24 protein-coding genes are annotated in these 23,742 nt (G+C 72.2%); 16 read left to right on the top strand and 8 right to left on the bottom strand.

Annotation, left to right across the window (positions count from 1 at the left end; translation table 11 throughout):
• The 4 genes from AB1673_13425 to pknB form a co-directional block, all read left to right on the top strand.
• Nucleotides 1-636, top strand: a 636-nt coding sequence (locus tag AB1673_13425) for a hypothetical protein (protein MEW6154967.1), incomplete at its 5' end; no start/stop codon positions are given.
• Complete coding sequence (locus tag AB1673_13430; protein MEW6154968.1) at nucleotides 633-1,955, top strand: FtsW/RodA/SpoVE family cell cycle protein; 1,323 nt, start codon at nucleotides 633-635, stop codon at nucleotides 1,953-1,955. The genes AB1673_13425 and AB1673_13430, both read left to right, overlap by 4 nt.
• Nucleotides 1,952-3,406: a penicillin-binding protein 2 gene (locus AB1673_13435; GenBank protein MEW6154969.1), complete on the top strand. Its 1,455-nt coding sequence runs from the start codon at nucleotides 1,952-1,954 to the stop codon at nucleotides 3,404-3,406. The genes AB1673_13430 and AB1673_13435 overlap by 4 nt, the downstream gene beginning before the upstream one ends.
• A gap of 119 nt (nucleotides 3,407-3,525) precedes the next feature.
• Complete coding sequence (gene pknB, locus AB1673_13440) at nucleotides 3,526-5,385, top strand: Stk1 family PASTA domain-containing Ser/Thr kinase (GenBank protein MEW6154970.1); 1,860 nt, start codon at nucleotides 3,526-3,528, stop codon at nucleotides 5,383-5,385.
• A 24-nt stretch (nucleotides 5,386-5,409) separates the two neighbouring features.
• Here the strand turns inward: pknB and AB1673_13445 are convergent, their stop codons facing one another.
• A complete protein-coding gene (locus AB1673_13445) occupies nucleotides 5,410-5,991 on the bottom strand; it encodes an aminodeoxychorismate/anthranilate synthase component II (protein MEW6154971.1) in 582 nt (193 codons plus the stop codon).
• A gap of 61 nt (nucleotides 5,992-6,052) precedes the next feature.
• Here AB1673_13445 and AB1673_13450 point away from each other — a divergent pair, with 61 nt between their 5' ends.
• A complete protein-coding gene (locus AB1673_13450) occupies nucleotides 6,053-6,583 on the top strand; it encodes a cell division protein CrgA (protein MEW6154972.1) in 531 nt (176 codons plus the stop codon).
• Between the two features lie 31 nt (nucleotides 6,584-6,614).
• Here AB1673_13450 and AB1673_13455 read toward each other — a convergent pair whose 3' ends face one another.
• Together AB1673_13455 and AB1673_13460 are read right to left on the bottom strand one after the other, a co-directional pair.
• Nucleotides 6,615-6,881 carry a hypothetical protein gene (locus AB1673_13455; protein MEW6154973.1) on the bottom strand — a complete coding sequence of 89 codons (267 nt, stop codon included), beginning with the start codon at nucleotides 6,879-6,881 and terminating at the stop codon, nucleotides 6,615-6,617.
• Nucleotides 6,878-8,071: a thiolase family protein gene (locus AB1673_13460; GenBank protein MEW6154974.1), complete on the bottom strand. Its 1,194-nt coding sequence runs from the start codon at nucleotides 8,069-8,071 to the stop codon at nucleotides 6,878-6,880. Before AB1673_13460 ends, AB1673_13455 begins: the two co-directional genes overlap by 4 nt.
• 121 nt (nucleotides 8,072-8,192) lie before the next feature.
• Here AB1673_13460 and AB1673_13465 point away from each other — a divergent pair, with 121 nt between their 5' ends.
• The gene (locus AB1673_13465) at nucleotides 8,193-8,597 is read left to right on the top strand and encodes a hypothetical protein (protein ID MEW6154975.1); all 405 of its coding nucleotides are present in this window, start codon (nucleotides 8,193-8,195) and stop codon (nucleotides 8,595-8,597) included.
• On the opposite strand, the gene AB1673_13470 is transcribed toward AB1673_13465, so the two are convergent.
• Both AB1673_13470 and AB1673_13475 read right to left on the bottom strand, forming a co-directional pair.
• The gene (locus AB1673_13470) at nucleotides 8,570-10,306 is read right to left on the bottom strand and encodes a hypothetical protein (protein MEW6154976.1); all 1,737 of its coding nucleotides are present in this window, start codon (nucleotides 10,304-10,306) and stop codon (nucleotides 8,570-8,572) included. The two genes, AB1673_13465 and AB1673_13470, sit on opposite strands and share 28 nt — an antisense overlap.
• Complete coding sequence (locus AB1673_13475) at nucleotides 10,299-11,447, bottom strand: aminoglycoside phosphotransferase family protein (protein ID MEW6154977.1); 1,149 nt, start codon at nucleotides 11,445-11,447, stop codon at nucleotides 10,299-10,301. Before AB1673_13475 ends, AB1673_13470 begins: the two co-directional genes overlap by 8 nt.
• A gap of 52 nt (nucleotides 11,448-11,499) precedes the next feature.
• Between AB1673_13475 and AB1673_13480 the strand changes: the two genes are divergently transcribed.
• Nucleotides 11,500-12,726: a glycoside hydrolase family 3 N-terminal domain-containing protein gene (locus AB1673_13480; protein MEW6154978.1), complete on the top strand. Its 1,227-nt coding sequence runs from the start codon at nucleotides 11,500-11,502 to the stop codon at nucleotides 12,724-12,726.
• A gap of 81 nt (nucleotides 12,727-12,807) precedes the next feature.
• On the opposite strand, the gene AB1673_13485 is transcribed toward AB1673_13480, so the two are convergent.
• Nucleotides 12,808-13,770 (bottom strand): endonuclease/exonuclease/phosphatase family protein, encoded by a 963-nt coding sequence (locus AB1673_13485; GenBank protein ID MEW6154979.1) that lies wholly within the window; start codon nucleotides 13,768-13,770, stop codon nucleotides 12,808-12,810.
• A gap of 132 nt (nucleotides 13,771-13,902) precedes the next feature.
• Nucleotides 13,903-14,307, bottom strand: a complete 405-nt coding sequence (gene mscL, locus AB1673_13490; GenBank protein ID MEW6154980.1) for a large conductance mechanosensitive channel protein MscL — start codon at nucleotides 14,305-14,307, stop codon at nucleotides 13,903-13,905.
• A gap of 62 nt (nucleotides 14,308-14,369) precedes the next feature.
• Here mscL and AB1673_13495 point away from each other — a divergent pair, with 62 nt between their 5' ends.
• A complete protein-coding gene (locus AB1673_13495; protein ID MEW6154981.1) occupies nucleotides 14,370-15,077 on the top strand; it encodes an alternative oxidase in 708 nt (235 codons plus the stop codon).
• A gap of 77 nt (nucleotides 15,078-15,154) precedes the next feature.
• On the opposite strand, the gene AB1673_13500 is transcribed toward AB1673_13495, so the two are convergent.
• Nucleotides 15,155-15,631, bottom strand: coding sequence for an HU family DNA-binding protein (locus tag AB1673_13500; protein MEW6154982.1), 477 nt, complete (start codon nucleotides 15,629-15,631; stop codon nucleotides 15,155-15,157).
• A 257-nt stretch (nucleotides 15,632-15,888) separates the two neighbouring features.
• Here AB1673_13500 and AB1673_13505 point away from each other — a divergent pair, with 257 nt between their 5' ends.
• The 8 genes from AB1673_13505 (at nucleotide 15,889) to AB1673_13540 (ending at nucleotide 23,706) form a co-directional block, all read left to right on the top strand.
• Nucleotides 15,889-16,074, top strand: a complete 186-nt coding sequence (locus tag AB1673_13505) for a hypothetical protein (GenBank protein MEW6154983.1) — start codon at nucleotides 15,889-15,891, stop codon at nucleotides 16,072-16,074.
• Complete coding sequence (locus tag AB1673_13510; GenBank protein ID MEW6154984.1) at nucleotides 16,071-16,511, top strand: TadE/TadG family type IV pilus assembly protein; 441 nt, start codon at nucleotides 16,071-16,073, stop codon at nucleotides 16,509-16,511. The genes AB1673_13505 and AB1673_13510 overlap by 4 nt, the downstream gene beginning before the upstream one ends.
• Nucleotides 16,511-17,479 (top strand): pilus assembly protein TadG-related protein, encoded by a 969-nt coding sequence (locus tag AB1673_13515; GenBank protein ID MEW6154985.1) that lies wholly within the window; start codon nucleotides 16,511-16,513, stop codon nucleotides 17,477-17,479. Before AB1673_13510 ends, AB1673_13515 begins: the two co-directional genes overlap by 1 nt.
• Nucleotides 17,480-17,489: 10 nt before the next feature.
• Nucleotides 17,490-18,209: an RcpC/CpaB family pilus assembly protein gene (locus AB1673_13520; GenBank protein ID MEW6154986.1), complete on the top strand. Its 720-nt coding sequence runs from the start codon at nucleotides 17,490-17,492 to the stop codon at nucleotides 18,207-18,209.
• A complete protein-coding gene (locus AB1673_13525; protein MEW6154987.1) occupies nucleotides 18,206-19,393 on the top strand; it encodes an AAA family ATPase in 1,188 nt (395 codons plus the stop codon). The genes AB1673_13520 and AB1673_13525 overlap by 4 nt, the downstream gene beginning before the upstream one ends.
• 74 nt (nucleotides 19,394-19,467) lie before the next feature.
• Nucleotides 19,468-20,808: a CpaF family protein gene (locus tag AB1673_13530; GenBank protein ID MEW6154988.1), complete on the top strand. Its 1,341-nt coding sequence runs from the start codon at nucleotides 19,468-19,470 to the stop codon at nucleotides 20,806-20,808.
• Between the two features lie 35 nt (nucleotides 20,809-20,843).
• Entirely contained in the window at nucleotides 20,844-22,787 is a 1,944-nt protein-coding gene (locus tag AB1673_13535; GenBank protein ID MEW6154989.1) for a type II secretion system F family protein, read from the top strand.
• Nucleotides 22,788-22,797: 10 nt separating this feature from the next.
• Nucleotides 22,798-23,706, top strand: a complete 909-nt coding sequence (locus AB1673_13540) for a type II secretion system F family protein (GenBank protein MEW6154990.1) — start codon at nucleotides 22,798-22,800, stop codon at nucleotides 23,704-23,706.
• The last annotated feature ends 36 nt before the right edge of the window (nucleotides 23,707-23,742 follow it).

Genomic DNA, 23,742 nt, shown 5'->3' on the forward strand with positions numbered 1-23,742 from the left:
ACTCCGGCCATGCCGGCACGGGGCGTGGGCGCCAACCCCCCAGCCGCGGGCCCCCCCGGGCGCAGTCCAGCGGGCCGCACCGGTACCCGCCCCGCCGGGGCCCGCCTGCCCGGCGCCCTCCCCGACGGCCGCGCCGAAGGGGGCCCCGGTACCGGCAGCGGAGCCCCGCACTGGACGGAGCGGGCGGCCGAGCGCCGACCACCCCTGGCCGGCCAGCCCCGGCCACGCCGGTTCACGTGGCGGGTGGGCGCCTTTCTGGTGGCCTTCGTGGCCGTGCTCGGCGTGGTCGCGGCCAGCGTGGCCTGGTACGCCCGTAGCGCCTACTTCGTGAGCCTCACCGACGCCGACGAGGTGGCCGTCTACCAAGGACGACCCGGCGGTTTCCTGTGGTTCGAGCCGACCCTGGTCGAACGAGCCGGGCTCGACCTGGCCGAGGTCCTGCCGGCCAAGCATGACGAGCTGCGGGCCGGCAAGGAGGAACCGTCGCGAGCCGACGCCGACCGCTACGTCGAGAACCTGCGCAGGACGGCGGTAACCACCACCGTGCTGCCGCCCTTCGACCCGGGACCGGCCACCCCCACCACCACCCCCACAGCCGGCGGGGCGACATCGACGACCCAGGGCCCGCCGCCATGATGGCCGTCGTCCGTCGCAACACCGAGCTGGGCCTCATCCTGCTGGCCGGGCTGATCACCGCCGGCGGTTACGTGCTGGCCAGCCTGGGCCGCAACGCCTCGCTCCCGGCCAACCTGCTGCCCTTCCTGCTGGTCATCCTCGGGTTGCTGGCCGCGGCCCACATCGCCACCCGGGTGCTGGCACCGGGCGCGGACGGCATCCTGCTCCCCCTGGCCGGCCTCCTCAACGGGATCGGCTACATCTTCATCGCCCGCCTCGACCGCGACCTGGCGGCCTTGCAGGCGCTGTGGACGGCGGTGGCCATCGGCGGGTTCATCCTGACCTTGTACGTGGTCCGCCGGGCCCGCGACATGGAGCGGTTCCGCTACACGCTGGCCTTCGTGGGCCTCGCCCTGCTGCTCATGCCCCTGCTGCCCATCGTCGGCCAGAACATCAACGGGGCCCGGCTGTGGGTGCGCCTGGGTCCCGTGAACTTCCAGCCCGGCGAGCTGGCCAAGATCGCCCTGTGCATCTTCTTCGCCTCCTACCTGGTCGAAAAGCAGATGCTGCTGAGCCATGCCCGCCTCCAGCTCGGGCCCATCCCCTTCCCCGACCTCAAGCACTTCGGGCCGCTGGTGCTCATGTGGGGCGTGTCACTGGTCGTGATGGTCTTCCAGAAGGACCTGGGGTCGTCGTTGCTGTTCTTCGCCCTGTTCATCACGCTGCTGTGGGTCGCCACCGGGCGGGTCGCCTACCTGATCGTGGGCGGAGCCCTGTTCAGCGCCGGGGCCTACCTGGCGTGGTCGATGTTCGGCCACGTTCGCGACCGGGTCAGCATCTGGCTCGACCCATGGCCGGTGGCCACCGAGGAAGGCTTCCAGATCGTCCAGGCCCTGTTCGCGTTCGCGGCGGGCGGGTTCGCGGGGACCAACCTGTCCCAAGGCAGCCCTGACCGGATCCCGGCGGTAACCACCGACTTTGCCTTCGCGGCCATCGGCGAGGAGCTGGGCCTGCTGGGGGCGTCGGCCGTCCTGGTCGCTTTCCTGCTCATGGTCGGGGCCGGCCTGCGCATCGCCCTGCGGGCCGAGCCGCCGTTCGAGAAGCTCCTGGCCACCGGCCTGACGGCCATATTGGGCTTCCAGAGCTTCATCATCGTGGCCGGGGTCATCCGCCTGGTGCCGCTGACGGGGATCACGCTGCCGTTCATCTCCTACGGCGGGTCCTCGCTGCTGTCCAACTACGTGCTGCTGGCCCTGCTCATGCGCCTGTCCGACGACCAGGCCAGCCGGGAGCAGGCCCAGGCCGCCAGCCGTGACCAGACCCAGGTGGGGGCGGCGTGAACCGCCAGGTGAGGGGCCTCGGCATCGGCATCATGGTGCTGTTCGTGGCCCTCTTCGCCCAGGTCAACTACCTGCAGATCTTCGCGGCCGACGGCCTGAACAACCACCCGGCCAACACCCGGGCCATCGTGCGGGACTTCTCCCGCCCCCGGGGTGTGGTCCAGACCTCCGACGGGGTCGTGCTGGCCCGTTCGGTCGAGACCGACAACGAGTTCGAGCGCCTGCGGGAGTACCCCGAAGGTGAGTTGTTCGCCCACCTCACGGGGTTCTTCTCGTTCACCTTCGGCGGAGAGGGCGTCGAGCGCAGCTACAACGCCGAGCTCGTGGGCCGCGACCAGCGCTTCCAGATCGAGAAGTTGTCGGACCTGCTGGTCACCCGCGAGCGCGTCGGCGACGTGACCCTGACCGTCTCCAAGCGGCTGCAGGAGGTGGCCGCCGCCCAGCTCGGTGAACGCAAGGGCTCGGTCGTCGCCCTCGACCCCCGCACGGGCGCCATCCTCGCCATGGTCGACTACCCGTCCTACGACCCCAATCGCCTGTCGAGCCACAACCTCTCCGAGGTGCGGGCCGCGTGGGACGAGCTCAACGCCGACCCCGACAAGCCCCTGCTGCCCCGGTCCTACCGTGAGCGCTACTTCCCGGGGTCGTCGTTCAAGGTGGTCACGGCGGCGGCCGCCCTGGCCACCGGGGCGGCCACCCCGGGCCAGCCCGTCTACCCGGTGCTGTCCGAGCTGCCCCTGCCCGACGCCGGCGGCCAGACGCTGCGCAACTTCGGCGGCTCGAGCTGCGGCGGCAACCTGGCCGACGCCCTGCGGGTGTCGTGCAACACCGCCTTCGCCCAGCTCGGCCTCGACCTCGGGGCCGAGCGCCTCTCGGGCGGAGCGGCCGACTTCGGCTTCGGGAAGGAGCCTCCCATCGACCTGCCCTTCGCGGTGTCCTCGGTCTTCCCCGAGGCCAGCGCATTCGCCCAGGACCGGCCTGGCCTGGCCAAGTCGGCCATCGGCCAGCAGGACGTGGCCGCCACCCCCCTGCAGATGGCCATGGTGGCCGCCGCTATCGCCAACAACGGGGTGATCATGACTCCTCACGTGCTCAAAGAGGTTCGCGACGGCGAGGGCAACCTCGTCGAGACCTATGAGCCCAGCCAGTGGCTGCGAGCCGTCCCTTCGGGGGTGGCCACGGCCGTGAAGGACATGATGGTGAGCGTCGTGCAGAACGGCACGGGGACGGCGGCCCGCATCGCCGGCGTCCAGGTCGGGGGCAAGACGGGCACGGCCCAGACGGGGCTCGACACCAACCACGTGTGGTTCATCAGCTTCGCCCCGGCCAACGATCCTCAGATTGCCGTGGCCGTCATGCTCGAGGACCTGCCGGTAGCCGACGAGGCCACCGGCGGGGGTCTGGCCGCCCCCATCGCCCGGGCCGTGATCCAGGCGGCGTTGGGTGGCTGACGCACCCGGCCGCCGGCGATCGGCCTCCCCGCCGGCCCGTCCGGACGCTTTAGGAGGCGGAGCCGGGGGGGCCGTAGGCTTGTGGCTCGTGAGGCCAATGGTGGGAGGTGCCAGCGAGCATGGCTGAGCGCATCTTCAACGACCGTTACAGGATCGTCCGCCACTTGGCCCGTGGCGGCATGGCCGAGGTCTACCTGGCCCACGACCAGCTCCTCGACCGCCCGGTGGCCCTCAAGGTGCTGTTCCCCGAGTTCGCGGCCGACCAGTCGTTCGTCGAGCGCTTCCGGCGGGAGGCACGCGCCGCCGCCGGTCTAAACCATCCCAACATCGTCTCGATCTACGACTGGGGTGAAGAGTCGGGCACCTACTTCATCGTCATGGAGTACGTCGACGGGCGCACACTGCGCGAGGTCGTGCGGGCCGACGGTCCCCTTCACCCGACCCGGGCCGCCGAGATCGGGGCCGACATCGCGGCCGCCCTGGGCTTCGCTCACCGCAACGGCGTGATCCACCGGGACGTGAAGCCCGGCAACGTGATGATCGCCGGCATGGTCAAGGTGACCGATTTCGGCATCGCCCGGGCGGGTGACCCGGCCGAGAGCCTCACCCAGACCGGCGCGGTGATGGGCACGGCCACCTACTTCTCCCCCGAACAGGCCCAGGGCCAAGCCATCGACCCCCGCAGCGACGTCTACTCCCTGGGGGTCGTCCTCTACGAGATGGTGACCGGACGGCCCCCGTTCACGGGCGACAGCCCGGTGGCCATCGCCTACCAGCACGTCCGCGAACCGGCGGTGCCGCCCAGCCGCCTCAACCCCGACGTACCCCGGCCGTTCGAGGCCATCGTCATGGCGGCCATGGCCAAGCGGCGGGAGAACCGCTACAGCTCGGCCGACTCGTTGCGGGCCGACCTGCTGCGCTTCGCCCAGGGCCGGCCGGTGGCCGCCATGGCCGCGCCCGGCATGGCCCGGCCGAGCCAGGGCGGAGGCCACGGTGGTCCGCCCGGAGCGGGAGCCGGGGCCGGCGCGGCGGCCGCCACCGGGGTGATGCGCCCGGTCGGCGGCGGCGGCGAACCGGTGGCGGCCGACGGCACGCGAGTCATGTCCCGGCCAGCCGACGTGCTCGTGGAGGAAGAGGAGTACGAGGACGAGCGCCCGCCCGCCCGCACCAGCACCTACATCGTGATCCTGGCCGTCCTGCTGGTCATCCTCGGAGGCATGCTCTACCTGCTGGCCCGCACCCTCGGGGTGGGGGGGGTGAGCGAGGTCGTCGTGCCGCCCGTGGTGGGCGACACCCAGGCCGTGGCCGAGCGCAAGATCGAAGACGCGGGCCTCGAAGTACGCATCGTCACCGAGCCCAGCGACACGGCCGAGCCAGGCAACGTGTTCCGGCAGGACCCGGCCAGCGGCGAGCGGGTCCGCCGGGGCTCGACCGTCGAGCTCAGGGTGGCAGCCGGGGCGGAGATGGTGAACGTCCCTGACGTCGTGGGCCAGCCCCTGGCCGACGCCCGGGCGACGCTCACCAACGCCGAGTTCGTCGTTCAGACCCGCCCGAGAGCCGACGACAACGCGCCCCGCGACCAGGTCCTCGATCAGAACCCCCGCGATGGCCAGGCCCCCAAGGGCTCGGTCGTCATCCTCACCGTGTCCAGCGGCCCCGAACAGGTGAACGTGCCTTCGCTGTTCAACGTGCCTGAAGGCGAGGCCGCCAACGAGCTTCGGGGCCTTGGTTTCAACGTCGAACGCACCACCACCACCGACGCATCGGTGGCCAGCGGCAACGTGATCCGCACCGAACCGGGGGCGGGGACACCGCTGGCCCGGGGCTCGACGGTGACCATGGTCGTGTCCTCGGGCGCACCCGCGACCACCGCCCCGCCCACCACGTCGGCCCCGACCACGACCGTCGGCCCCACCACCACCGCACCCGTCCAGACGACCACCACCGCGCCCACCACGACCACCACGACGGTCCCCTGACGCCGGGCCGGCGCGGGCCCGGGGTCAGGGTCGGGTGAGGTCGAGGAAATTGGTAAGCAGCTGCTTACCGGCGGGGGTAAGGACCGATTCGGGGTGGAACTGCACACCCTCGACCGGCAGGTCCCGGTGGCGCAGGGCCATGATCACCCCGTCCTCGGTCTCGGCCGTCACCTCCAGGACGGGTGGCAGGGTGGCCCGGTCGACGACCAGTGAGTGGTAGCGGGTGGCCTCGAAGGGCTGGGGCAGGCCGGCCAGGACGCCTTGGCCGCGGTGGTGGACGAGCGAGGTCTTGCCATGGACGATCTCGGGCGCCCGCACGACGTCACCCCCGTAGACCTGGCCGATGCACTGGTGGCCCAGGCAGACCCCGAGGATAGGGAACCGCCCGGCCAGGTGCTCGATCACGGCGTTCGAGACGCCCGCGTCCTCGGGGCGGCCTGGGCCGGGGGAGATGAGCACGGCGTCGGGAGCGGCGGCCGCTATTTCCTCGACCGTGAGCTCGTCGTGGCGGTGGACATCGGGCTCGGCCCCGAGCTCACCCAGGTATTGCACGAGGTTGTAGACGAACGAGTCGTAGTTGTCGATGACCAGCACCCGGGGGCCCATGGGTTGCGAAGGTAGCGCCTGGCCTGCGGGCTCTGCGCCCGAGCAAACTAGGCTGGGCGCCATGGCCAAGGGGAAGAGCAGGAACACGCGCCCGGCCGCCAAGGCGCGGCCGGCCAAGACCGCGGGCCGCCACGTGGGCGAGACCGACGTGGCCCGCCCCGCCCGCCCGTCGGCCAAAGATGCGGCCGCCAGGGCCGTGGCCAAGGGCTCGTCGAAGGATGCTCCCGAGCCCGGCACCAAAGGACCAGGCGAGGACGCGGAGGCCAGTACGGGGGCCGGGACGAGCGCCGGTGGCCCGTCTGACACCGACCGCGTGGGGGCCAAGAAGCCCGGGCCTCGGCCTCGGCCCGGGCCCACCAAGAGGACTACTCCCCCGGCCAGTTCCCGCTACACGCCCCCTGTCCCCAGGGCCGAGAAGGTCAGCCCCATCTGGGTGCCGATCGTCATGTTCTCCTGCCTGATCGTGGGCATGCTGATCATCATCCTCAACTACGTGAACGTGCTGCCCGGGTCCGACCCCAGCAACGTCTACCTCATGGTCGGGCTGGGTCTGATCACAGTCGGGTTCATAACCGCCACCAAGTTCCACTGACATTCCCCACGCCGTCCACAACCTGTGGATATCAGTCGTAGGGATTGGCGATGAGGTCCATCTCGTCCTGGCAGTGGCGGGGCGGAGGAGGCATCTCCTCGCTGGCCTGCACCATCCGCACCTCGGCGTAGCAGACAGAGCACCGGTACCGGAGGTTCACCTTGCGGACCTCGCCCGGCGCCGGGGGCTCGTGCTTGCGGGCCAGGCCCCCCAGCATCATCATCCCGATCCGCATGATCACGACGAAGACGGCCACGGCCATGGCCAGCTTGACAAGGAAGTAGACGACCTCCATCACCGCGGGCCGGTCCTTTCGAGCGTTTCGATCCTTTCGACGACCAGGGCGCTGGCCATCCCGCCACCCTCGCACATGACCTGGAGCCCGTAACGGGCCTCGCTGCGCTCCAGCTCGTTGACCAGGGTGGCCAGGGTGCGGGCACCCGACGCCCCCAGGGGATGGCCGAGGGCGATGGCACCGCCGTTCACGTTGACCTTGCTGAGGTCGGCCCCAGTGTCGTGTGCCCAGGCCAGTACCACGGGGGCGAAGGCCTCGCTCACCTCGAACAGGTCGATGTCATCGAGACCGAGGCCGGCCCGCTCCAAGACCTTGGTGGTGGCCGGGGCCGGGCCGGTGAGCATGAGGACGGGGCTCACGCCCGCGGTGGCGAAGGCCACGAACCGGGCGCGCGCCACGAGGCCGAGCTCGGCCGCCCGGGCCTCGCTCGTCACCAGGACGGCGGCCGCCCCGTCGCTCAGCTGGGACGAGTTGCCGGCGGTCACGACCCCGTCCGGGCGGAACGAGGGCTTCAGCGAGGCCAGGGCCTCGGCGCTGGTGCCCGGCCGGGGGCCCTCGTCGACCTCGAACCGTTCCTTGCGGCGCTGCCCCTCGACCACGACGGGCACGATCTCCGACCTGAACCGGCCCTCGGACGCGGCCTGCACGGCCCGGCGGTGGCTCTCGAGGCTGTAGGCGTCGAGCTCCTCGCGAGACAAGCCCCACTGCTCGGCGATCATCTCGGCAGAGATGCCCTGGGGCACGAGGCCACCGTCGCGGAGGTAGCGCTCGTTGACCCGGGGACCGAACGGCTTGCCCGGGCCGTGCACGATCGACGACCCCATGGGCACCCGGGTCATCGACTCCACACCCGCGGCGATGACCACGTCGTAGACGCCGGCCATCACCCCCTGGGCCGCAAAGTGGAGGGCCTGCTGGGACGACCCGCACTGGCGGTCGACGGTCACAGCGGGGACCGACTCGGGGAAGCCGGCGGCCAGCGCGGCGCTGCGTCCGATGTTGAGGGCCTGCTCGCCCGCCTGGGTCAGACAGCCCATGATCACCTCGTCCACGCACGCCGGGCCCAGGTGGTTGCGCTCGACCAGAGCCTTGAGGGGCTCGGAGGCGAGGTCGACGGGGTGCCAGTCGCGCAAGCGGCCGTTGCGCTTCCCGATGGCGGTGCGGACGGCGTCCACGATGACGGCGGTTGTCATTGTCGAGGCCAGCTTGCCACGGTGCCCGCCCCACGGGGCCCGGGCCCGCCCGCCTCCACCGGCCACCACCGGCCCCTACGCTCTCGGGCTACACCGCCATGGCCCGGAGGACAGCCCGACGATGACCACGACCCGCTACCCGATCCGGTTCCACCCGTTCCACGCCGTGCTCATGGGTGCGCTGGGCATGGGCCGGCGGGTCTCATGGGTCGAGGTCACCGACGACCGGGTCGAGGTACGCATGGGCATCGGCTTTCGGGCCACGGTCCCCCGCGCTTCGATCGTGGGCGCCGCCCGTCACGGGCGGGTGTGGACGGCGTGGGGCGTGCACGGGTGGTCGGGCCACTGGATCGTCAACGGCTCGGGCCTCGGGGTCGTAGAGGTGAGGATCGACCCCCGGGCCAGGGCCCGGGTGCTGGGCGTCAAGGTGACCCTGCGCAAGCTGTGGGTGAGCCTCGACGACCCCGACGGGTTCCTGGCGGCCATCGGTCACCCCCCTCACGGGGCCGGCAACAACGGGCCCTGAGCCACCACCACCTCGAACGGCCCGAGCTCGGCCCGGACGGTTGAGGATGCGCCCTGGGCCGGCGAGGGGATGACCGGGCCGCCCCAGACCGGGACCAGGCGGGCCACCGGAGGGACCTCGATCGATATCTGCTGCGGCTGGCCCGCCGGGTTTCGCAGGCACACGATCACCTGGCCGGCGCCCTCAGCCACGAACCCGTAGGGCTCACCCGCCTGGGGCCGGCCCCCCACCATGCGGCTGCGGGCCAGGGCCTGCTGGTTGGCCCGGGACCAGCGCAGCACCCGGGCCAAGGCGTCCCACTCGGGCGGGCGCAGGGAGCCCGGGGCTACGTACAGGTCATGGTGATGGCTCCCCCGGGCGGCCAGCAGCCAGCAGTGCCGCTCCCACTCCTCGGGCCCTTCCCCCTCCTCCTGGTAGGCCCGGGCCTCGTTCTCCACGACGCTGAAGGTGACTATGGCCGAGACCGGCAGGGCCGTGGGGCGCAGGGCGTCGAGGCACGAGTCGATGTAGGTCGCGAACCGTTCGTGGCGGCCGCCGTCGAAGCCCGCCGGCGCATCGTCGTCCAGCCCGCCCCGCCACAGGAAGTCGGCGTGGCGCAGCCACCACGGGGACGGGTTCGACCCGGTGGTGAAGGCCAGCACCGTGCCAGGAGGCCCGGCCGCCCGTAGCCCGTCGAGCAGGGCCGCGAAGCGGTCCATCTGGTCGGTCCGCCCCCGGTGGCCGTGGGTGGCCTCGGGACAGTCGAACTGGGCCCCGTCGAGCTTCCAGTAACCCACCCCGGCCGCCCCGAAGCGGCCCAGCGAGCCCGCCAAGTGGCGCCGGTACGTGTCCCCGGCCGGGCACAGGCAGGGCCAGTCCCCGTCGTGGACCTCGAAGCCTTGGGCACGGCCCCACGCCACCCGCTGGTCGTGGCGGTCGAAATAGCCCCCGAAGGGGCTGACCCACAGCCCGATCCCGCCCACGCCGACCCGCTGGGCCGTCGCCTGAAGGGCCCCGAGCCCCCCGGGGAAGCGGGCGGGATCGAGGCGTCCCCACAGGCCGGCCGACGGCTCCCATCCCCCGTCCCACGGGTCGTCGAGGCAGTAGAAGTCGAGGTCGAGGCGGTGGCGCCGAGCGACCTCTCCGAAGCCCTCCAGCTCGGCGAGGACCGTGGCCTCGGACATGTTGCCGGCGAAGCCGAGCTGGTACCAGTTGTTGGCCAGGGTCACGACCCGGGGGGGAGCCGGGCGGGCCCGGTCGACCTCGTCCCAGAACCCGGACAGCTCGCGGCCCGGGGGCGTCCGGCCCACCATGGCCGGGGGCGAGACCCACGGGCCGCTCCCCAGGTCGGTGTCGACGGCCAGCGAGAGGCCCTCGGCCCCCGGATGGGCGACGGTGGCGAACCAGCCCCGGCCCACCTGGGGCTGGCCCAGCGCCCGGTCGTCGGCTGGTCCCGCCACCGGCGGGAGGGGGCGGCCGCCGACGAGGGGCTCGACCTCGAACCGCTCCAAGTGCCCCGTCCCCACGACCCGCAGGCGTCGGCGCACGACTGACGGGTCCGAGGGGACTGCGCCCTCTGCGCCGCCGGGGGCCCGGTCCTCGACCACCTCGACGGTGGCCGTGGGGTGCGGTTGGCCGGGCTCGACCACGCGCCCATCGACCCACACCCGCCAGCGCCACCCGTCCTCGGGGGCCCGGCCCCCATGAAGCGGAGCGCGAGGGTCAGCCACGGGCGACCAGTTCGGCGACGCGGGAGCGGGCACCGGCCAGGGCGTCGAGGACCCGGAGCTGGGCCCGTGCCCGGTCGAGGTTGTGACGGGGACGGTCGGCCCCGAAGTAGCGGTCCCCGTCGAGGTGGTCGGTGAGGAACCGCATGGCGTTCTCGTAGGCCATGAGCGGGCCGGCCAGCGGGACCATCTCCTTCTCGGTCGTGGTCAGCAGCCGGCCCGCCTCCGAGAGGTAGCCGCGCAGGGCGGCCACCAGGTGGTTGTCGCACACGGCCAGGGAGGGTAGGTCGGTAGTGTCCTCGGCGACTGTCACGGTCGCCGATCGGAGGAGGTCCCCGATATCGAACAGGACGGTCCCGGGGGCCACCGTGTCGAGGTCGATGACACATACCCCCTCCCCGGTCGCACTGTCGACGAGCACGTTGGCCGCCTTGGCGTCATTGTGGACCGTCCGGGTGGGTAAGAGCCCTTCGTGGCGCGCCCTCTCCACGGCTTCGGCCAGGCGGTGACGGGCCCGCACGGCCTCGATCTCCCGGGCGCACAACGCCACCCGCCCGAAGGCGTCCTCCTCCACCGCTCTGTCCAGTTCCCGGCGGCGGCCCTCGAAGTCCTTGAACCCCCCGATGGGTTCGACCAGGGCCGGGCCCGGAAGGTCGGCGAGGTCCACGGCGAAGCGGCCGAGAGTACGGCCGACCTCGAAGGCCACCTCGGGGCTCGGGACTACGGGATGGCAGGTGGCACCCCTGACCGCGGCGAAAGCCCTCCATGTCCCCCCCTGGCCGTCGAAGACCAGGACCTCGCCTTCCCGGGTACGCAGCACCCGCAGGGCCTGCCGAGGGGGCGACGCCGACTCCGCCCGGACGACGAGGTGGGCCGACACCCGGGCCACGTTGGCCGCCACCAGCTCGCAGTCGGGGAACACCCGGTCGTTGAGCCGCTGGACCACCGCGCAGGCCCCGGTCGAGCCGATGGCGAACCATGTTTGGTGGATATGCCCGTAGGGGGCTCGTTCGGTCTGGACCACCCGGCCGAGGCCCTCGAAGCGTTCGGCGATCGACTCGACGTCGCCCGGCTCCCTACTAGGAGGCTGGTGTCCTTCGCGTTCGGCGCTGCGCGCCGAGGCGGCCGACCTGCGTTTGGACACCACCCTCCTAGGTTCCCACCTTGAGCGCCCGGCCGGGACCGGGGTGGGGTCAGTGACCGGCGGGCGGCGCGCCAGGGTGGCCGCCGTCCTCATGGCGGCCATGGCCGTGGCCGCCCTGGGGACCAGGGGTACCGGGGACCGGACTGCCGGGGCGGGCTGGCCCGGGCCGTCCTTCGCCCCCCCGACGACGGTGGCCACCCTGGTCGCAGCGGGACGGGGCGAGCGGATGTCGGCGCCCGTCGAGGTCGTGATCTGCACCCCCGCCTCCTTGGCCGAACGGGCGGCCCGCACCCTGGTCGTCGGCCTGCCCGAGACGACCGGGCCCGACGACCCCCTCGTGGCCGAGGTGACCGACGTGGGGGTCGGAGGCGTCCTGCTCACCCATGCCAACGTGGAGAGCACCGACCAGGTCCGCTCCCTGGTATCGGCCCTGCGGGAGCGTTCGCGCCGGCCCTTGGTCGTGTCGGCCGACGAGGAGCCCGGCCGGGTCAAGACGTTCGGGGCCATCACCGGTCCCGAGCCGTCGGCTCGTCGCATGGCGGCCGAGGGCACGCCCGACGACGTGCGGGACGCGGCCCGTGCCAGTGCCCAGCTCCTCGACGACCTGGGCGTGGACGTGAACCTGGCCCCGGTGGCCGACCTCGACGCCGGGCCGTGGGACGGCGTCATAGGCGACCGGTCCTACTCCGACGACCCCGAGACGGCCGCCACCTACGCCCTCGCCTACGCCCGGGGGATGGTCGACGGCGGGGTCGTGCCCGTGGTCAAGCACTTCCCGGGGCACGGTCGCACAGACGAGGACGACCACTTCACGGCGCCCACCGTCGACACTCCGCTCGAGGACCTGGTGGGCACAGACCTGCGGCCCTTCAGCCGCCTCGTCGGCGCCGGTGCCCCTGTGGTCATGATGGGCCACGTGGCCTTCGACGCCATCGAACCGGGCGTGCCTGCCAGCCTCTCCCAGCCGGCCTACCGGCTCCTGCGGGACCTGGGGTTCGCCGGGGTGGCCATTACCGACTCGATCGGGATGGGGGCCGTCAACTTGCGCTGGGACTACGGCCGGGCCACCGTCAAGGCGATTGCGGCAGGTGCCGACGGAGTCCTCGGCACCGACGGGTGGTCGGCTCGCTGGATGCGCGACGCACTGGTGGAAGCCGTCGAGACGGGCGAACTGCCCGAGGCCCGCCTCGACGAGGCCGCGGCCCGCATGGCCGCCCTCGCCGGCGACGACCCGCGTTCGTTGACCTGCGCGCCGGCGGCCCTGCCGGCCCTTGAATAGACCGCTCGTACCGTCGGCCCGACGGGGCGGGCGGGCCCCCTACTGGCCCGGCGCCACCGACCGGGGGCGACGCCCGGGCCGCTACTCGGCGAGACCCGCGGGGTGGGCTGTGACCACGAGGTCGGCGATCACGGGGCGGTGGTCGCTGCCCGGGCCCCGGCCCTCCCTGGCGGCCTCCACCGCCAGGCCGGCGGTGACCAGCACGTGGTCGACCCGGAACAGGGCGGGGAACGGGCGGCCGCCCCGGGGCCAAGTGGTGGCCAGGCCCCGACCGGCCTCCACGTGGGCGTCCCGTAACCCGCCCGCCAGCAGGTGGCGGAACGGGGCATGGCCGTAGGTGGCGTTGAAGTCGCCGGCCACGACGGCGGGAAGCACACTGGCTTCCACCTCGGCCCTGATCTCGGCCAATTGGACCTTCCACACCGGCACCCAGCGCCGGCGCATGGGGGCCTTGCAGTGGACGTTGTACACGCGCACCGCCCGGCCCTCCACGTCGAGGACGGCCCGGGTCATGGGCAGGCCGCCCGGGGCCCACGTCTCGGCCTTCGACAACGGGTAGCGGCTCCAGATCCCCGAGCCGAACGAACCGTGGCGGGCGTCGACGTAGGAGTACGCAAAGGGGTCGAGCGCCCCCGACGCCTTGATCATGCGCACATGCTCGGGCGACAGCTCCTGCAGCAGCAGCACGTCGGCACCAGCCGACGCCAGTTCCTCGCCCAGGGCCGTCGAGTCCTCCAGGGGGTAGCGGATGTTGGACGAGACCACCCGGAGGCGAGGCGCCCCGGCCGCGGCTGCCGGGAGCGGGCGTGGCCCGCTCAGCTCGGGGGCGGTCCATACGGCGTGGGCCGCGCTCACGCTGGCGGCCACCGTGGCCAGGACGGGGCGGCGGGCGGCGACCCCGACCGCGAAGGCGGCCCACGCCGGCAGGTAGACGAAGGGTGTCCCGGCGTTGGCCATCGACAGCGCAGGATGGCGGTCGACCCCCGCCAGGCGGGCCCCGGCCAAGCCGGCCAGGGGCACGGTCACCCCCCACGCCGCCCTCACGGCGCGTGCCGACGGTCGCCCGGCCCCGGGCGTTGCTCGCCGGCGGGTGGAGCCACGGGCCATGACCGCCATACTGCCCCGCCCCGTCCCCCTAGGGGCGTCAGCGGGAGCGGCCCGGGTGAGCGGTAGGGCTCAGGCGGGTGTCACCTGGGCGGTACAGAACGAACAGCGGCGAGCGCCCCGGGGGATGGAGCTGAGGCACTCGGGGCAGTCCCGGGTGGTCGACTCGACCTCGGGCTCGGTCTTGCGTCTGGCCATGAGCCGGTTGATGGGCTTGACCACGAAGAAGAAGACGGCTGCGGCGATCGTGAGGAACGACAGCAGGGCGTTGACGAACAGTCCGTAGCGGATCTCGCTGCCGCCGACGGTGATGGCCAGGTCTTCGAAGTTGGCCGAACCGGGTATGGCGATGATCGGCGTGATTATGTTCTCGACCAACGAGGTGACCACTGCCCCGAAGGCCGCCCCGATGACGACCGCCACGGCCAGGTCGACCATGTTGCCCCTGAGGATGAAGGCTCTGAACTCCTTGACCACGATTACCTCCCGTTCGCCGGAAAACCGATGACAGAGTCGCGCCGACGCGCTACCTTGGTCTTGTGAAAACTTTCACAAGCTCTCCGGAACCGGCGACCGCTCTCCCCGAGGGGCCGCCGAAGCTCAGTCCCACCCAGCTCCGCATCGAGCAGGCGCGCACGCTGGCGTCGCCCCGCCGTCGTTACGGCGTGGCCGCCCGAGGTCTGTTCCTGCTCCTCGACCTCATCTACGGCCGGGCCCGCACGCTCTCGAAGTTCAAGGTCCTCGAGGTCGTGGCCCGGGTGCCCTACCAGGCCTGGGAGCACGTGGCCTACGTGGCCGTGACCCACCGTTACTCGCGGCCGTCGTTCGCCCGCCGCATCTTCGAGCGCGTACACGAGAGCCGCGAGCAGCAGGACAACGAGCAGTGGCACCTGCTGATCCTCGAGGAGCTCGTCGACCGTTCGGGCCGGCGGGAGAGCTTCCTGCGCTACCGGGTGTTCCCCCAGCTGCTGGCCTTCGCTTACTACCAGCTCTCCTGGGCGCTCTACGCCATCAAGCCCCGGTGGAGCTACGGGCTCAACGCCGACTTCGAGGACCACGCCGAGCACGAGTACGCCCTGTTCGTGCAGGAGAACCCCGAGTTCGAAGACGAGCCCTACGACGGGTTGTTCGCCGAGGAGTACGGCCACTACGAGTCGGTGGCCGACCTGTTCCGCCAGATCGGTCACGACGAACGGGTCCACAAGAACGAGAGCCTGGCCCGGATGGACGAGCCCCGCTTCAGCTGACCCCAAGCTCTCCGGTCCCGGCGCGCCCACGCTCCCCCTTCCGTGGTGAGCGCGCCGGGACCGGTGTTCGTTGCCGGTCAGCCCTTGGTGGCCCGAGCCGCCTTGGCCGGGGCTTTGGCCGCCTTGGCCGCCGGGGCCTTGCGGGCCGCAGGTGCCGCCTTGGCCGGGGCCTTGGCCGCCTTGGCCGGCGCCTTGGCCGCCTTGGCCGGGGCCTTGGCCGCTTTGGGCGCAGCGGGGGCCGGGGGCCATACGCCCTTGGCCAGCTTGGGGGCGGCCGAGATCGACATCACGCCGTCCTTGTAGCCCTTCAGCGGGGTGATCTTGGCCCGCTTGGACGCCTTGATCTTCACGGGCTCACCTGTGGCCGGGTTACGGCCGACACGAGCAGGCCGGTCGACCCGGGCGAACTTGGCGAAGCCCGAGATCGCCACGGGCTCCCCCTTGGCGTTGACGGCCATGATGACCTCGGTCATGCCCTTGAGGGCCTGATCGACCATCTTCGGTTCCAGGCCGGTGTGGGCCGCGGTCGCGTTCACCAGCTCTCGTCGGTTCATACATCACTCCTGTGCCGTAGGCGGATCGCGTGAGAAGTCTTACGTGGCGCCGCCCCCAGGTGGCGGATACCCCCAGATAGCCACCTCTTCCGCCCCTCCGAGGGGACAACGCCGACCGTCCGGGGCGCCCGACCGGCCCCCCCTCGGGAAATCCGGGACTTTCGGCCCGGTCCCAGCCTCCGCCGATTGCCGATCATCGGTACAGGAACAGATGGAGGCCGACCAGAAGGCGGGCCACGACCCACATGGAGAAGGAAATGAAGCGCAGGGCCCTCGACACCCCCAGCGTCGGCGGCCTCGGCATGGCGGCTCTGCTCCAGTCGGCGCGGCTCTCGGTCGCTGGGCCCGTGCACGCCCTCACCACGCCCAAGACGCGGGCCTTCGCCCCGCCCACGCCGGTCGCGGCCAACGGCGAGCGCGACCAGGTGCTGGTGTCGGCTTGAACGCCACCTCGAGGCAGGACGCGACCAGGGCCCGCCGAGCTGGGGCCTCGCCCCGCCAGGAAGGGGCGGCGGCGGTCGAGCTGGCCCTGGTCCTGCCCGTCCTCGTCCTGATGCTGATGGCCATCATCGAGTTCGGGCAGGCCTACAACGCCAAGATCGAGCTGACTGCGGCCGTGCGCGACGGCGCACGGGCCGCCGCCCTCTCCACCGACAGTGCCTCGGTGACAGCCGCAGTCACCGAGGCCGTCCGCCAGGCCGCCCCCGGCTTGGACACCGAAGCCATCGCCGTGAGCGTCCTGACCCCCTGCCCGGCCACGCCCTCGGGGCCCCAGAACGTGACCGTGGTGGCCACCTACCCGTTCACCTACGACGTCCCCTTCTTCCGGGACGGCACGTGGACGATCACCGCCCGCGGCGTCGTCCGCTGTGGTGGCTGATGGCACTCCACCCGGTCCCCCGACGCTCCGAGGACGGCGCCACCCTGGTGCTCGTCGCCGTGCTGGCCGTGACGGTCATGATCATGGCCGCCTTCGTCATCGACGTCGGCGCCCTGCTCCAGGAGCGGCGCGAGCTCCAGAACGGCGCGGACGCGGCCGCGTTGGCGGTGGCCCAGAGCTGCGCCGCCAGCACGACGACGGGCGAGTGCGCGACTGACGCCAGCGCCGCCCTGGCGGCCGCGCCCTACGCCGACGGCAACGCCCTGGACGGGGCCGCCACCGTCGACTTCGCCATGGTCGACCGGGCCAACGGGACGGTCACCGTCCGGACGAGCACCCGTGAGCCGGGCGGCAGCCCGCTCGTACCGTTCAGCTTCGCCCGGGTCATCGGCCTCACGGGCGAGACGGTGAGGGCGAAAGCTACCGCCCGGTGGGGGCCTCCGGCTTCGGCCACCGTCATCCCGTTGGCCATCTCCCCATGCGAGCTGGCCGCCGCCGGCTTCGGGACGGCCCGCCGGGTGCTGTTCCACAACACCAACTCCAAGGCGCAGACATGCCCCCTCGGGCCCAACGGGTCCGACGTCGCGGGCGGGTTCGGGTGGCTGGACGGCGACCCTGGCAGAGGGTGCTCGGTGGCCCTCAGCGCCGGCAACGAGGCCTCGGCCCGGACGGGCGCCTCGGTCCCGGCGGCGTGCGACCTGGCGGCCCTGCTGGGCAAGACCGTGCTGATCCCGGTCTTCGACCGGATCGTCCCTTCGGGCACCAACGCCCTCTACCGGATCGTCGGGTTCGGCGCCTTCGTACTGGACGGGTACCGCTTCCCAGGGCGGGCCGGAGGCAGCCCCGTGCCTTGCAGTTCCCCCGACACGTGCGTGTCGGGCACCTTCACCCACTTCGTCGACGTCAGTGCCGCCGGCCCCATAGGCGGCGGTGACTTCGGCGTGTCGGTTGTCCGACTCGTGTCATAGGAGAGCCCATATGAACATCGCCAGGACCAGAGCAGCAGGGGTCGCCGCAGCGGTGGTGCTGGCCGCCGCCGGCACAGTCCTGCTGGCCACGTACGTGAACGACGCCGAGAAGCGTGCGCTCCAGGGCACGGAGGTGGCCGACGTGCTCGTTCTCACGGCCCCCGCCCCCAAGGGGACCAGGTCGGAGGAACTCCTCCCCTTGGTGAGGGCCGAGTCGGTACCGGTCAAGGTCCGAGCCACCGGCGCGGTAGCCGACCTCGGCTCCCTCGCCGGCAAGGTGGCGGCCGTCGACCTCGTGCCCGGCGAGCAGGTGGTCGCGGCCCGCTTCGCCGACCCCGCCCAGGTGGCCGCGTCGGCCGTCCCCCCAGGCCTGCAGGAGGTGACGGTGGCCCTGGAGGCGGTGCGAGCCCTCGGGGGGACGCTGAGGGCGGGCGACACGGTCGGTGTCATCGCCTCGTTCGACGGCACGGCCGAGACGACCCACCTCATCCTCCACAAGGTGCTGGTCACCGACGTGAGGTCCTCGGACGGCAACGCCCCCAAGGCTGCGGCTACCAGCTCGGAGCCCGCCCTGACGGGAACGGTGCTCGTGACATTGGCCGTCGACGCCCCCTCAGCCGAGCGAGTGGTCTTCGCGGCCGAGCACGGGAGGCTGTGGCTCTCCCGCCAGCCCCTGGCCGCCAGCGAGTCCGGTACGAAAGTTCAGACCCGAGGAGCTGTGAACGGATGAACCCCGTGATCCTGGTCACCCCCGACGCCGAGTTCGAGGCGTCGGTCAAGCAAGCCTTCGACGGCGAGTACGAGGGCGAGCGCGTATGGGACCAGCAACTGGCCCGCATGCACCCCCAGCAGGCGGTCGAGGCCGTCGGAGCGCCGGACTCGGCGGTCGTCGTCCTCGGTCCGGGACTGGCCACCGACGAGGCCATCGACCTGGCCGCCGCCTTCGACCGGGCCAGGCCCGACGTCTGCACGGTGGTCGTGGCCAAACCCTCCCCCCGGACCTACGAACTGGCCCTGCGGGCCGGGGCCCGCGACCTCGTCGCCCCCGGTTCGTCCGGGCCCGAACTACGCGAGGTCCTGACCCGGGTGGCCGAGGCGGCTGCCCGCCGTCGCCTGTCGGCCGCCAGAGTGGCCCCCGAGGTGGGGAAGGGCCGCGTCATCACCGTGCTCGGTTCCAAGGGCGGCTCGGGCAAGACCACCCTCGCCACCAACCTGGCCACCGGGCTGGGCAAGAGCGCCCCCGGCCGGGTGGTGATCGTCGATCTCGACCTGCAGTTCGGTGACGTCGCCAGCGCCCTGTCCCTGCCCGGCCGTTCGACCATGGCCGACGTGGCCCGGGCCAACGGCCGGCTCAGCCCGACCGCCCTCAAGGTGTTCCTCGAGGCCCATCCGGACGGCCTCTACGCCCTCTGTGCCCCGGCCTTCCCGCCCGAGGCGGACGACGTCAAGCCCTCGACGGTCGGTCACGTCATCGACCTGCTGGCCGGGGAGTTCGCCTACGTGGTGGTCGACACCGCGGCCGGCCTCGACGAGCACGCCCTCACCGCCGTCGAGCACTCGTCGGACATCGTGCTGGTATGCGCGACCGACGTCCCGAGCGTGCGCAGCATGCGCAAGTCGCTCGACGCCCTCGACCTGCTGGGCATGACCCAGGCCACCCGCCACATCGTCCTGAACCGGTCCGACGCCCGGGTGGGCCTGGCCAAGCGCGACATCGAACAGACCCTGGGAATGCCCGTCGACATCTCGGTCCCGTCGTCTCGCACCGTCCCCATCTCGATCAACCAGGGTTCCCCGGTGATCACCTCCGACCCCCGGTCCCCGGCGGCGCGTGCCCTGAGCCAGCTCGTCTACCGGTTCCTGGTCGTGAGCCCGGCACGCCGCAACGGCCAGAGCCAGAGGAGGGAGCCGTGAACCTCGGCCAGCGAGTACGCAGCACCGCCGCGGGGGTGCCGGTCCCGGGCGGTGAGCCGCCCCGGACGCGGCCAATGAGAGCCCGGAAGGCAGACAGGTCGAAGGACCCCCTCGCCGACCTCAAGCAGCGTGCCCAAGAGGAGCTCTACACGCGGCTGGGGGCGCGGCTCTACCAGCCAGGGACCACGACGGAGCAGCTCCGGGAGCTGGTGGCCACCCAACTGCAGTCCACCCTCGAGTCCGGGCCTGCGCCCCTGACGACGGCCGAGCGCCAGCGGCTGGTCGACGAGATCAGCGAGGACATCCTCGGCTACGGGCCGGTGCAGCGGTTCCTCGACGACACCGAGGTGACCGAGATCATGGTCAACGGGACCCGGCCCATCTACGTGGAGAGGGCAGGACGGTTGTACGCCACGGGCTCACGGTTCACCAACGAGGACCACCTCCGCCAGGTCATCGAGCGCATCGTGGGCGCCGTCGGTCGGCGGGTCGACGAGTCGTCGCCCATGGTCGACGCCCGGCTCCCCGACGGCTCCCGCGTCAATGCGGTGATCCCGCCCCTGGCCGTCGACGGGCCCTCGCTCACCATCCGCAAGTTCTCCACCCAGGCCCTCGAGGTGGCCGACCTCATCCGGTTGAGGTCGTGGACCCGCGAGACGGCCGAACTGCTCGCCCTGTGCGTAGTGGGCAAGCTGAACATCCTCGTGTCGGGGGGGACCGGCACCGGCAAGACGACCCTGCTCAACGTCTTGTCGTCGTTCATCCCCGAGGAGGAGCGCATCATCACCATCGAGGACGCCGTCGAGCTCCAGCTCCACCAGGACCACGTCGTGCGCCTGGAGAGCCGGCCGGCCAACATCGAGCAGAGGGGCGAGGTGTCGGTCCGCGACCTGGTCCGCAACGCCTTGCGTATGCGCCCGGACCGCATAGTGGTCGGGGAGGTCAGAGGGGGCGAGGCCCTCGACATGCTCCAGGCCATGAACACCGGCCACGAGGGTTCCCTGTCCACCCTGCACGCCAACTCCCCACGCGATGCCCTGTCCCGGCTGGAGACCATGGTCCTCATGGCCGGCATCGAACTGCCGTCGAGGGCCATCCGGGAGCAGGCGGTGGCCGCCATCGACCTCATCGTCCAGGTCGCCCGGTTCCGCGACGGCAGCCGGCGGGTCACCCACATCACCGAGGTCAACGGCATGGAGGGCCAGGTGATCAGCCTGCAGGACATCTACCTGTTCGACTACGGAGCGGGCGTAGACGACGAGGGCCGGTTGAGAGGGAGGCTGGAGCCGACCGGCATCCGCCCCGCCTTCGCCGACCGGCTGGCCGACATCGGCTTGGCCGTCCCCGCCCGCCTGCTCGGCGGCCCGCCCGACCACCTCGTGCCCGTCCCCGGGCCCAACGGGCGCCGGCGGTGACCGGCCCGTCCCCCGCCGCCCGGTACTCCCGGCCCATGGCGACCGCGGTAGCCGCCCTTGGTGCTCTGGCCGTGGCGCTGGCCGCCGTCGCGCCCCTGGGTGCCCAGGTCACGGGCGGGGCCACCGGTGCCACGGGTGCTCCGGCAGGCGAGCTCACGGTCGTGTCGGTGGATGTGTCCGACCAACCCTTGGTGCGGATAGTGGCCGCGCCGCCCTCGTCACTGGGTGGCCAACCCATCGACGGCTCCTCCTTCCGGGTCGACGAGCAAGGGCACAGCCCGGTCCTCACGGTTCGCGAGCTCCCGGCCGACGACCTCGAGATCGCCCTTGTCATCGACACCTCGGGCAGCATGACCGGGGCGGCGCTGACGGCCGCCAAGGCCGCAGCCCGCTCGCTCGTCGGCCAGTTGCCGCCGACGGCCCCTGTGACCGTCATCGGCTTCGGGGCCGCTCCGAAGTTGCTGAGTGCCCGGACCACCGACCGGGGCGCCACCGCCGCGGCCATCGAAGCCCTCGAGGCGGGAGGCCAGACGGCCTTGTACGACGCCGTGGCGCTCGCGCTCACGGTCCTAACCGGTCCGCCACCAGGTGTACCGCAGACCGGTGCCGGGCCGCAGGCGCGTCGATCGGTGGTCCTGCTCTCGGACGGCGGGGACACCGGCAGCGCGGCCCTGCTCGACGACGTCGCCCGGGCCCTGGCGGCCGCCGCGGTTCCCGTCTTCGCCGTCGAGCTGGCCACGGCCGAGGGCCGCAGCCAGCCGCTGGCCGATCTGGCGTCCGCCACCGGTGGCCGGGTGGCGCCCGCCAGCGACCCGGCCTCGCTGCAAGGCGTCTTCGACGGGATCGTCCGCCAGCTCGTCCGCCAGTTCGAGATCACGTGGACCACGACCGCCCGCGGCAGTGTCGAGGTGGCCGTCACACTGCAGACGCCCGGTGGCCGAGCCGACGGCCGTGCCCGGCTGGCGTTGGAGGGCGCCGCTCCGGCTACAGTGGCCGGGCCGGCTGATCGGCCCCAGCCCACCGTTGCCGTACCCGGGAGCAGCCGGTCGTGGGCGTTGACCGCCGGCCTGGGGCTCGTGGCCGCCGCCTTGCTGGCAGCCTCGGTCCCCATGCTCGCCCTCCACACTCCAAGGTCGAGGGCTCTGGGCGGGGGCCGGAGGGCATCGGCTGGTCGCGCTGTCAGCGGGTTCGCTGACTGGGGCCGCTCGGTGGCCGACAGAGCCCTCTCGGGCGCCAGCCGGGGGCCGGCCCTGCACGCTGCCCTCGAGCGGGCCGGGCTCGACCTGCGCCCCTCGGAACTGGTCCTGATGACAGGAGCGGCGGGCACAGTGCTGGGCTTGGGAGGCGCGTTGTTCTCCTCGCCCGCCGCCGGCCTGGCCGGTGCGGTCGCCGCCCCCGTGGCCGCCTGGGGGGCCCTAAGGGTGCTGGCCTACCGGCGAAGGGAGCAGTTCGTAGCCCAGCTGGGGGACACGTTGCAGACCCTGTCGGGGGCTCTCAGGGCGGGCTACGGGCTCAACCAGGCCCTCGACGTCGTCGCTCGCGAGGCCGAAGCGCCCACTGCTTCTGAGTTCCGCCGGGTGGTCATCGAAACCCGCCTCGGGCGGGAACAAGGGGAGGCCATGGAGGCGATGGCCGCGAGGACAGGTTCAGAGGACCTCCGCTGGGTCGTGCAGGCCTTCGAGATCCATCGTGGAGTGGGCGGGGACCTGGCCGAGGTGCTCGACAACGTGGCCGGGACGATCCGGGAGCGCAACCGGGTCCGGCGCCAGGTTCGTACCCTCTCCGCCGAGGGTCGCCTCTCGGCCATCGTCTTGTTCCTCCTGCCCGTCGGGCTGGCCCTGGCCATGCGCGCACTGGAGCCGACCTACCTGGGCGAGCTCACCGGTAGCGGTCAGGGCCTGGCCATGCTGGGCGTCGCCGGCGGGCTGCTTCTCGTCGGCGGCGTTTGGCTCCACCGGATCGTGAAACCGGACTTCTAGGAGGATGGCTGTGTCGCTCGTAGTCGTACTCGGGTCGCTGGCCATCGTCTCGTCGGTGCCCCTGGCCCTCCTGGCTCTTTCGTCGGGACGGGCCCGGGAACGCCGGGCCAGCACCAACTTGGCATCGGGCCTGGCCGTGCGCCGGGACATGAGGGCCATGGTGCTGGCCCGGCCGGTGCGCGACCGCGCCGTCGTACCCGTCTTGAAGGCGCTCGCCAACCGCAGCCGACGGCTCACGCCCGCGGGGGTCCTGGCCGCCATGGAACACCGCCTCCGCCTGGCCGGGCGCCCGGTCACCCCCGAGCAGTTCCTGGTGGTGAAGCTGGCGGTGAGCGTGGTGGCCGTCGCCGGGGGAGTGGCGTGGGCCGCCGCCCAAGGCACGGCCCAGGCGTTCGTGGTCGTCCCGGCCGCCCTGGTGGCCGGTGCCCTCCTGCCTGACTACGCCCTGGCCCGCCGCGCCAGGCAGCGCCAGGGCCGCATCCGCAACGCCCTACCCGACACGCTCGACCAACTGACGATATGCGTCGAAGCAGGTCTGGGGTTCGACGCCGCCCTGGCCAAGGTCGCATCCACCGGTCACGGGCCGCTCAGCGAAGAGTTGCGCCGAGCCCTTCAGGACGTGCAGCTCGGAGCGTCGCGCAAGGAGGCGCTACGGCGGCTGACCGAGGACACCGACGTGGCCGAGCTCCGCCAGTTCGCCCATGCCGTCTCTCAGGCCGAGAGCTACGGGGTGCCCATTGCCGCCGTTCTCCGGGCGCAGTCCGTCGAGCAACGGGACAAGCGGTCGTCGCGGGCCGAGGAGCGTGCCCAGAAGATGCCCGTGAAGCTGGTGTTCCCGCTCGTCTTCTGCATCCTGCCGTCACTCTTCGTGGTCGTCCTGGGCCCTGCGCTGCTGCGCATCACCCGTGGTCTCGGTTGACGTCACCCGGCCACCGCCCCGCCACCGGTCCCTGGG

The organism is Actinomycetota bacterium (assembly GCA_040754375.1).
GTDB lineage: Bacteria > Actinomycetota > Acidimicrobiia > Acidimicrobiales > AC-14 > JBFMCT01.